Consider the following 7,963-nt stretch of genomic DNA (forward strand, 5'->3'; position numbering starts at 1 on the left):
TTTTTGTGATACTCTTTTTTAGGATAGAAATTTTCTAAAAGCACTTTTTATACCTTTTCAACTTTTCAGAGCTAGTTTTCATTTTAAATTAACAGATTCAATATTTATTAATATCATTCTCTATTATCATTATAGCATAAATATTTTAGATAAAAAATCCTCTTTATAAATATAGAAAATTTATAATACAAAAAAATTAATATTTATTTATCAAAAAATTTTTCATAAGCAGAAAGTATATTAGATATCTGCATTTTTACACCAATAATGAGAGAAGATTCATCAATATTAAATTTGTCATTATGCAAAGGAGAGGTTATTCCTTTTTCTCGATTTCCAACTCCTAAATTGAAAAAAGTTCCTGGTATTTTTTCAAGAAAATAAGCAAAATCTTCTACACCCATATCAGGAAGTTCTTTTATTTTTACTTTATCTATTCCTAAAATATTTTCTCCATTAATTTTAACTAATTCAACATATTCCTTATAATTTATAAGAGTATTATAACTGTCACGATAAAAAACTTCACCTTTAGCCTCATAAGCAGCACTTACCATTTCAACTATGGAGTTAATCCTTTTTTTAGCTTTGTCTCTGACAGAATTTGATAAGCTTCTCATAGTACCACAACAAAAAGCTTCTTGAGCAATTATATTTTCTTTTGTACCACTTTGCATAGTTCCAAAAGTCAGTACAAGAGAATCTCTTGAATCAATATTTCTGCTGACAATAGTTTGTAGTGCAGTAATGACATATGCAGCAGTTACAACTGCATCAACACCACCACTAGGATAAGCTCCATGACAACTTTTTCCTGTGATTTTTATATTTACATCTGTAGCTGAAGCATTCATTGCTCCATACTTAACAGCTATTTTTCCTGCTTCTGTAGAAGGATCTACATGTAAACCAAATATACAATTTACTCCTTCAAGTACACCATCTTTTATCATTGGAATAGCTCCACCAGTAGTTTCTTCAGCAGGCTGAAATATAAACCTTACATTACATGGAAGATCTTTCTTTTTAGCTGTTAAAATTTTAGCAGTACCTAAAAGAATAGAAGCATGAGCATCATGACCGCAGGCGTGCATTTTACCTGTATTTTTTGATGAATATTCACATTCTGTATTTTCAAGAATAGGGAGAGCATCAATATCAGCTCTTAATGCTATTGTGATATTACTGTTTTTACCTATAAGATCAGCAACTATACCACTTTTTCCAATACCTGTCCTATATGGAATTCCTATTTCATCAAGATGTCTGCATATTATACCAGTAGTTTCAGATAAGTCAAAATCAAGTTCAGGATGCTGATGGAGTTCTCTTCTGGTTTCTATTAACCATTGTTCAGAATTTTCTATACCATCAAAAAAAATATTTTGTAAATTCATTTTCCAACCTCCAAGATATATAATAAAAAAATCACAGCTATGAAAGCTGTGATAAAAATTTTCGACAATAAAAAATATCAAAAAATCTATTTTCAGACAGCACTCCATTGATAAGAATCAATGACAACAGTATGAATATTATCCATACTGCCAACAAAAATATCAGGCAATATCTTCATTTCGGCAAAGTTCCCTTTCAAAATACCTCACAGTCTGCCAGACTAAGTATTTTTACTGATGTTCTATGCACCTCTATCAAAATTATTTAAGTTATATTTAAAAGAGTATATATTAAATTATAAAAAAATAATAATACAATTTATATATTTTTAAAATATATTTTTTGAATTATTAAATTTTTAAATTGTATTGTAAAATTTCACTTAAATAAATAAACAGATTGAGGCGCAATTGACAAGAGTAACTATATGGAGCCAGCCAGTTATGAAGTATAGTAAAAGGGGAGATTGCCGAAACTTTGATTTTGTGAGGCAGACAAATCAATTTTGGGAATGCAGATAATATCTGTATAACTGTCATTGAGTAACAATGGTGTGCTTTCTGTTGAGTCTTTTTTCTAATGGAAAATTTTAATAACTTTTTATTTTAATTTTTTTGTGATGACTATTGACCAGCGGATTGCAATCTGCTGGTTTTTTTATTACAAAATATTTAAAAAGGAGATTTTTTTATGAGAGTGGTATTAAAGTATGGTGGTTCAAGTGTGGCAACAATAGAAAAGATAAAAGCGATTTCTGGATATATCAGTAAGCTGAAGAAGGAAAAGTGTAATGAAATCGTTGTTGTTGCTTCAGCAATGGGAAAGACAACAGATGCTTTAATAAAGATGGCTAATGAAATTTCTTCAAATCCAGATCAAAGAGAGCTTGATTCTCTTTTGTCAACTGGGGAACAGCAAACAGTGGCGCTTTTATCTATAGCATTGAATGCTGAAGGAGAAAAGGCAGTGTCACTTACAGGACCTCAAGCAAATGTAAAAACTATGGGGGTTCATACAAAAAGTAAAATAAAAAGTATAGATATAGAAAAGATAGAAAGTTATCTGAAAGATGGAAGGGTAGTTATAGTAACTGGATTTCAAGGAGTTAATGAAAATGGAGATATAACGACTTTAGGGAGAGGTGGGTCAGACACAAGTGCAGTGGCACTGGCTGCTGCTCTAGGGTGTGAATGCAGAATATATACAGATGTAGAAGGAATATATAGTGTAGATCCTAGAAAATATAAAGATGCTAAATTATTGGATAAAATTTCATATGAGGAGATGATGGAAATGGCACATCTTGGTGCAGGGGTTATGGAGACAAGAGCAGTAGAATTAGGAAAAAAATTTAATATACCAATTTTTGTAGGAAGAAGTTTAAGTGAAACAGGAGGAACATATATTATGGAAAAAAATAGTGCTTTAGAAGAAAAATTAGTAACTGGACTTAGTATAGCAAATGAAATAATTGTAACAACAATCTCAAATATAGATTATTCAGCAGAAAAGATAGCAGAGATATTTTCAACAATAAATAACTGTGGATTGAATATAAATATGATTACTCAAAATATAAGCAGAGATAGAAAGACAGATATATCATTCAGTTGTACTCTTGGGGAAAAATATCTACTGGATCAGGTAGTGGAACAGATAAGAAATAGATATCCAGAGATAGAGATAGAGTATCAGGATAATCTGGGAATGATATCAGTTGTAGGAATTGGAATGATAAATAATTCAGGAATAGCAGGAAGATTTTTTTCAGCATTGAGCAATGCAGGAGTAGAATTCTATCAGGTGACAACTTCTGAAATAAGTATATCATGCAGTATAGACAAAAATTTGATAAGCAGAGCTGTAGAATCAGCTGCTATGGAATTTGGACTTTAGGAGGGAAAAATGAAAATTGCTATAGTAGGAGCAACTGGACTGGTAGGGAGAACATTTTTAAAAGTATTAGAAGAAAGAAATTCTGATATAGAAGTACTTTATCTTTTTGCTTCAAAGAGGAGTGCAGGAAGTAAAGTAGTCTTTAAAAATAATGAATATACAGTTGAAGAACTTACAGAAAATAGTTTTGACAGAGATATAGATATTGCTTTGTTTTCTGCTGGAGGAGATATAAGTAAGAAATTTGCTCCAATAGCTGCAGAAAAAGGAGTACTAGTTGTAGATAATTCATCTGCATGGAGAATGGAAAGTGGAGTTCCCCTTATAGTACCAGAAGTAAATTCTGAAGCAGCATTTAAAAATAGCGGAATAATAGCTAATCCTAATTGTTCAACTATTCAATGTATGCTTCCTCTAAAAGTATTAGAAGAAAAATATGGATTAAAAAGAGTTATTTACAGCACTTATCAAGCTGTATCTGGAAGTGGACATAAAGGAATTGAAGACTTAGAAAATGGACTTAGAGGAGAAGAACCAAAAACTTATCCTCATTCAATAGTTAACAACTGTCTTCCACATATAGATAAATTTTTGGAAAATGGATATACAAAAGAAGAGATAAAAATGATAGATGAAACAAGAAAAATATTAGGGATACCAGCTCTTCCTGTAACTGCAACATGTGTAAGGGTTCCAGTAATGAATTCTCATTCTGTTTCTATCACAGTAGAATTGGAAAAAGACTTTGATTTAGACGAAGTTAGAGAAGCTTTAGTGGCTTTCCCTGGGATAATGCTTGTAGATGATGTAAATTCTAATCATTATCCATTGGCTTCTGATGCTACTGGGCAGGATAAAGTGCTGGTAGGAAGAGTAAGGAGAGATTTCAGTACAGAAAAAGGAATAAATTTATGGGTAGTTGCTGATAATATAAGAAAAGGAGCAGCTACAAATGCTGTTCAGATAGCAGAGCTTTTCAGAGGAATATAATATAGAAACTTAATTGATAAAGAAAAGAAAAAATATAATAGAGGAATGTAATTTAGGAGGAAATAAATGGAATTATTCACAGGTTCAGGGGTTGCTCTCGTAACTCCTTTTGATGAAAATAATGAAGTAAATTACTCAAGACTTAGGGAAATACTTGAATTTCATGTTTTAAATCATACAGATGCAATAATAGTAACAGGAACTACTGGAGAAGGAAGTACTATTACTGATGAAGAAAAAATTTCAGTAATAGAATTTGCAGTAGAGATAATCAATAGCAGGATACCTGTGATAGCAGGAACAGGTTCAAATGATACTAAACATGCTGCTGAATTCAGTAAAAGAGCAGAAAGAGCTGGAATAGATGGACTTTTAGTAGTTACTCCCTATTACAATAAAGGGAATGAAAATGGAATATACGAACACTATAAAACAATAGCAGAAGCAGTAAAAATTCCTGTTATTTTGTATAATGTTCCATCAAGAACAGGAGTAAATCTTTCTATTCCCCTTTTAAAAAAACTGGCACAGATCAAAAATATAACAGCTTTAAAAGAAGCCAGTGGAAATATATCATATGTTGCAGAAGTGGCAAGAGAGATACCAGAACTTGATATTTATTCAGGAAATGATGATATGGTAGTTCCAGTTCTTTCATTAGGAGGAAAGGGAGTTATTTCTGTATCAGCAAATATAATTCCTGATATAAGTCATGAAATGGTAGTTTCATTTCTAAAGGGAGATATAAAAAAAGCCAGAGAACTGCAGCTGAAATATAATGATCTTGTAAATGTTTTATTTCTTGAAACAAATCCAGTTCCAATAAAAGAGGCAATGAATTTTCTTGGATATGAAGCAGGAAAATGCAGACTTCCATTAGGAGTAATGGAGGAATCAAATAGAATGAAATTAATAGATATATTAATTGCTCATGAGGTGACAGGATGGAAATAATAATACATGGAACTGGAGCAATGGGAAGATTGATAAAAGAAACAGGTGAAAATCATAAGGATGTAAAAATAACAGGTTTTGCAGATGAACTGACTGCTGAAACTGGAGATATAATAATAGATTTTTCTCATTATTCAAGATTGGAATCTCTTTTGGATTATTCTAAAAATAAAAGTATACCTCTGATTATTGCAACTACTGGATATTCAGATGAGATATTGAAGAAGATAGAGGAAACAGCTAAAAAAGTTCCTGTACTTCTCTCTTCAAATATGTCTTTAGGAGTAAATCTTTTAAATGATATTCTTGAAAGAATAGTTCCAGTACTTTATGAAAATTATGATATAGAAGTAATAGAAAAACATCATAATAAAAAGATTGATTCTCCAAGCGGAACAGCTAAAACTTTAGTTGAAACTATAGAGAAAAGCTGTCCAGAAAGGATGAAAGAGCAGTATGGGAGAGAAGGTAATAGAAAAAGAGAGAAAAATGAGATAGGAATTCATTCTTTTAGAGGGGGGACTATTGTGGGAGAGCATTCAGTCCTTTTATGCGGAGAAGATGAAATTATAGAGATAAAACACACAGCAATGTCTAAAAAGATATTTGCTGTTGGAGCTTTAAAGGCAGCTGAATTTCTTATTGGAAAGGAAGCAGGAATATATACTATGAAAGATATTTTTGAAAATCAGGAGGAAAGATGATAAACCTAAATACAGCAGAAGAGATAATAGCATTTATAAAAAATTCACAAAAAAGGACACCAGTAAAAGCATATGTAAATGGAGATATGAATGATATTGAGACTTCAGCACAGGTTTTTAGAGGAACTGGTTCATATATATTGATAGGAGAATCAGATGAAATTAACAGAGTGCTGGAAAGATACAGAGAGAATATAACAGATTTCTATATAGAAAATGACAGAAGAAATTCAGGTGTCCCAACTTTAGACTATAGAAATATAAATGCAAGAATAGAGCCTGGAGCTGTTATAAGGGATAAAGTAACTATTGGAAATAATGCTGTTATCATGATGGGAGCTGTAATAAACATAGGAGCTGTCATTGGAGATGGGACTATGATAGATATGGGAGCAGTCCTTGGTGGAAGAGCTACAGTTGGAAAAAACTGTCATATAGGAGCAGGAGCTGTACTTGCTGGAGTTGTGGAACCACCTTCAGCTAAGCCAGTGATAGTTGAAGATGGTGTCCTTGTGGGAGCTAATGCTGTAATCATAGAAGGTGTAAGAATAGGTATGGGAGCAGTAGTGGGAGCAGGAGCAGTAGTTCTTGAAGATGTTCCAGCAGGAGCAGTGGTTACAGGAAATCCTGCCAGAATAATAAAAAAAGTAGATGAAAAAACATTAGGAAAGACACAGTTAGTAGATGATTTGAGAAAATAGGAGGGAAAGATGGAGATAAACAGAGAAGTATCAAAACTTCAATATTCCCTTATCAGAGCTCTCAATGAGGAATCAAGGAAATATGCAGATGCAATAGACCTTACAATAGGAGAACCAGATATTCCTTCCCCAAAAGAACTGGTAATGGAAACATTGAAATATGGAGCAGAACATCAATTGAGATATCCTCCTACTGGTGGTGGGGAAAAAATCAGAGCATTAGTAGCTGCTTACTATAATAGAAAATATGATTCTAGCTATGTATCTGATAATGTAGTCATAAATGTTGGAGCATCAGAAGCTTTATCTTCATGCCTAAGAACAATTTTAAATTCAGGAGATGAAGTAATGGTACCAGTACCTTTTTATCCAGGATATCCCCCAATGATAAATTTATGTTGTGCTGAAACTGTTTTTATGGATATAACAAAGACAGATTTTAAAATAACATCAGAATTATTGGAAAAGAACTATTCTGATAAAACAAAAGCCTTACTTTTAAGCAATCCCTGTAATCCTACAGGAAATGTATTAACTTTGGAAGAAATGAATGCAGTAGCAGATTTTATAGAAAAAAGAGATATATTTCTTATATCAGATGAAATATATAGTGAACTTTCATTCTATGACTTTCATTCTTTTAGCTCTTTTGAGAAAGTAAAAGATAAACTTATTATAATAAATGGATTTTCAAAATCACATTCAATGACAGGATGGAGAATAGGATATACTATTTTTCCACTGGAATACAGAAAGTATTTTTTGAATACTACTTTATATACATTGAGTTCTCCAATGGCTTTATCCATTGCAGCAGCAGAAGCAGCATTGGAAATATTTGAAGATAGGAGAGAACTTATGAATATATATAAAAAGAGAGCTTTGTACATGAAAAATGCTTTGACAAAATTGGGATTCAAAGTAGTTGAACCAAAGGGAGCATTCTATATATTTGCAGATTACTCACAAATTTCAGAATTGGATTCTTTTGATTTTGCAATAGATATGCTGAAAAAAGTACAAGTAGCAGTAGTTCCAGGTATATCCTTTGGAATAGAGAAGTATTTTAGAATATCACTTACAGTAGATATATCTAAATTGAAAGAAGCAGTGAAGAGAATAGGAAAGTATGTAGAAGAAAATAATAAAAAATAGAGATTATGTATTTAAAAATACTAGAAAGAAATTAAAAGAATCCCTTTGTATATTGTCACAGAGGGATTTTTTTATTTCTTAGGAAATTATAATTTGATAAATTTGTTGAAAAAATAAAAAATATTAATTATTTTAGCTTCATATTAGATATATTTAATCGAATAA

At 31.4% G+C, this 7,963-nt stretch carries 7 protein-coding genes and 2 riboswitches; of the genes, 6 read left to right on the forward strand and 1 reads right to left on the reverse strand.

The window, feature by feature from the left end; all coding sequences use genetic code 11:
• Window positions 1-203: 203 nt before the first annotated feature.
• Window positions 204-1,397, reverse strand: coding sequence for an amidohydrolase (locus E6771_RS15345; protein WP_316092216.1), 1,194 nt, complete (start codon window positions 1,395-1,397; stop codon window positions 204-206).
• An 89-nt stretch (window positions 1,398-1,486) separates the two neighbouring features.
• Window positions 1,487-1,660, reverse strand: a riboswitch (Lysine riboswitch).
• 129 nt (window positions 1,661-1,789) lie between these two features.
• A riboswitch (Lysine riboswitch) is annotated at window positions 1,790-1,965 on the forward strand.
• 123 nt (window positions 1,966-2,088) lie between these two features.
• Here E6771_RS15345 and E6771_RS15350 point away from each other — a divergent pair.
• The 6 genes from E6771_RS15350 to E6771_RS15375 all read left to right on the forward strand — a co-directional run bounded on the left by E6771_RS15350 (window position 2,089) and on the right by E6771_RS15375 (window position 7,798).
• Entirely contained in the window at window positions 2,089-3,294 is a 1,206-nt protein-coding gene (locus E6771_RS15350) for an aspartate kinase (RefSeq protein WP_316092217.1), read from the forward strand.
• Between the two features lie 9 nt (window positions 3,295-3,303).
• Entirely contained in the window at window positions 3,304-4,284 is a 981-nt protein-coding gene (locus tag E6771_RS15355; RefSeq protein ID WP_316092218.1) for an aspartate-semialdehyde dehydrogenase, read from the forward strand.
• A 66-nt stretch (window positions 4,285-4,350) separates the two neighbouring features.
• Entirely contained in the window at window positions 4,351-5,238 is an 888-nt protein-coding gene (dapA, locus tag E6771_RS15360) for a 4-hydroxy-tetrahydrodipicolinate synthase (RefSeq protein WP_316092219.1), read from the forward strand.
• Entirely contained in the window at window positions 5,229-5,942 is a 714-nt protein-coding gene (gene dapB / locus E6771_RS15365) for a 4-hydroxy-tetrahydrodipicolinate reductase (RefSeq protein ID WP_316092220.1), read from the forward strand. Before dapA ends, dapB begins: the two co-directional genes overlap by 10 nt.
• Complete coding sequence (gene dapD, locus E6771_RS15370) at window positions 5,942-6,643, forward strand: 2,3,4,5-tetrahydropyridine-2,6-dicarboxylate N-acetyltransferase (protein ID WP_410054684.1); 702 nt, start codon at window positions 5,942-5,944, stop codon at window positions 6,641-6,643. The genes dapB and dapD overlap by 1 nt, the downstream gene beginning before the upstream one ends.
• A 9-nt stretch (window positions 6,644-6,652) precedes the next feature.
• Window positions 6,653-7,798, forward strand: coding sequence for a pyridoxal phosphate-dependent aminotransferase (locus E6771_RS15375; RefSeq protein WP_316092222.1), 1,146 nt, complete (start codon window positions 6,653-6,655; stop codon window positions 7,796-7,798).
• Window positions 7,799-7,963 lie beyond the last annotated feature (165 nt).

The organism is Fusobacterium sp., assembly GCF_032477075.1.
In the GTDB taxonomy this organism is placed as follows: Bacteria; Fusobacteriota; Fusobacteriia; order Fusobacteriales; family Fusobacteriaceae; genus Fusobacterium_A.

Bases quoted from the DNA above. Each gene is read 5' to 3' on its own strand.
- E6771_RS15345 (WP_316092216.1), bottom strand. From the start codon at position 1,397: ATGAATTTACAAAATATTTTTTTTGATGGTATAGAAAATTCTGAACAA.
- E6771_RS15350 (WP_316092217.1), top strand. From the start codon at position 2,089: ATGAGAGTGGTATTAAAGTATGGTGGTTCAAGTGTGGCAACAATAGAA.
- E6771_RS15355 (WP_316092218.1), top strand. From the start codon at position 3,304: ATGAAAATTGCTATAGTAGGAGCAACTGGACTGGTAGGGAGAACATTT.
- dapA (WP_316092219.1), top strand. From the start codon at position 4,351: ATGGAATTATTCACAGGTTCAGGGGTTGCTCTCGTAACTCCTTTTGAT.
- dapB (WP_316092220.1), top strand. From the start codon at position 5,229: ATGGAAATAATAATACATGGAACTGGAGCAATGGGAAGATTGATAAAA.
- E6771_RS15375 (WP_316092222.1), top strand. From the start codon at position 6,653: ATGGAGATAAACAGAGAAGTATCAAAACTTCAATATTCCCTTATCAGA.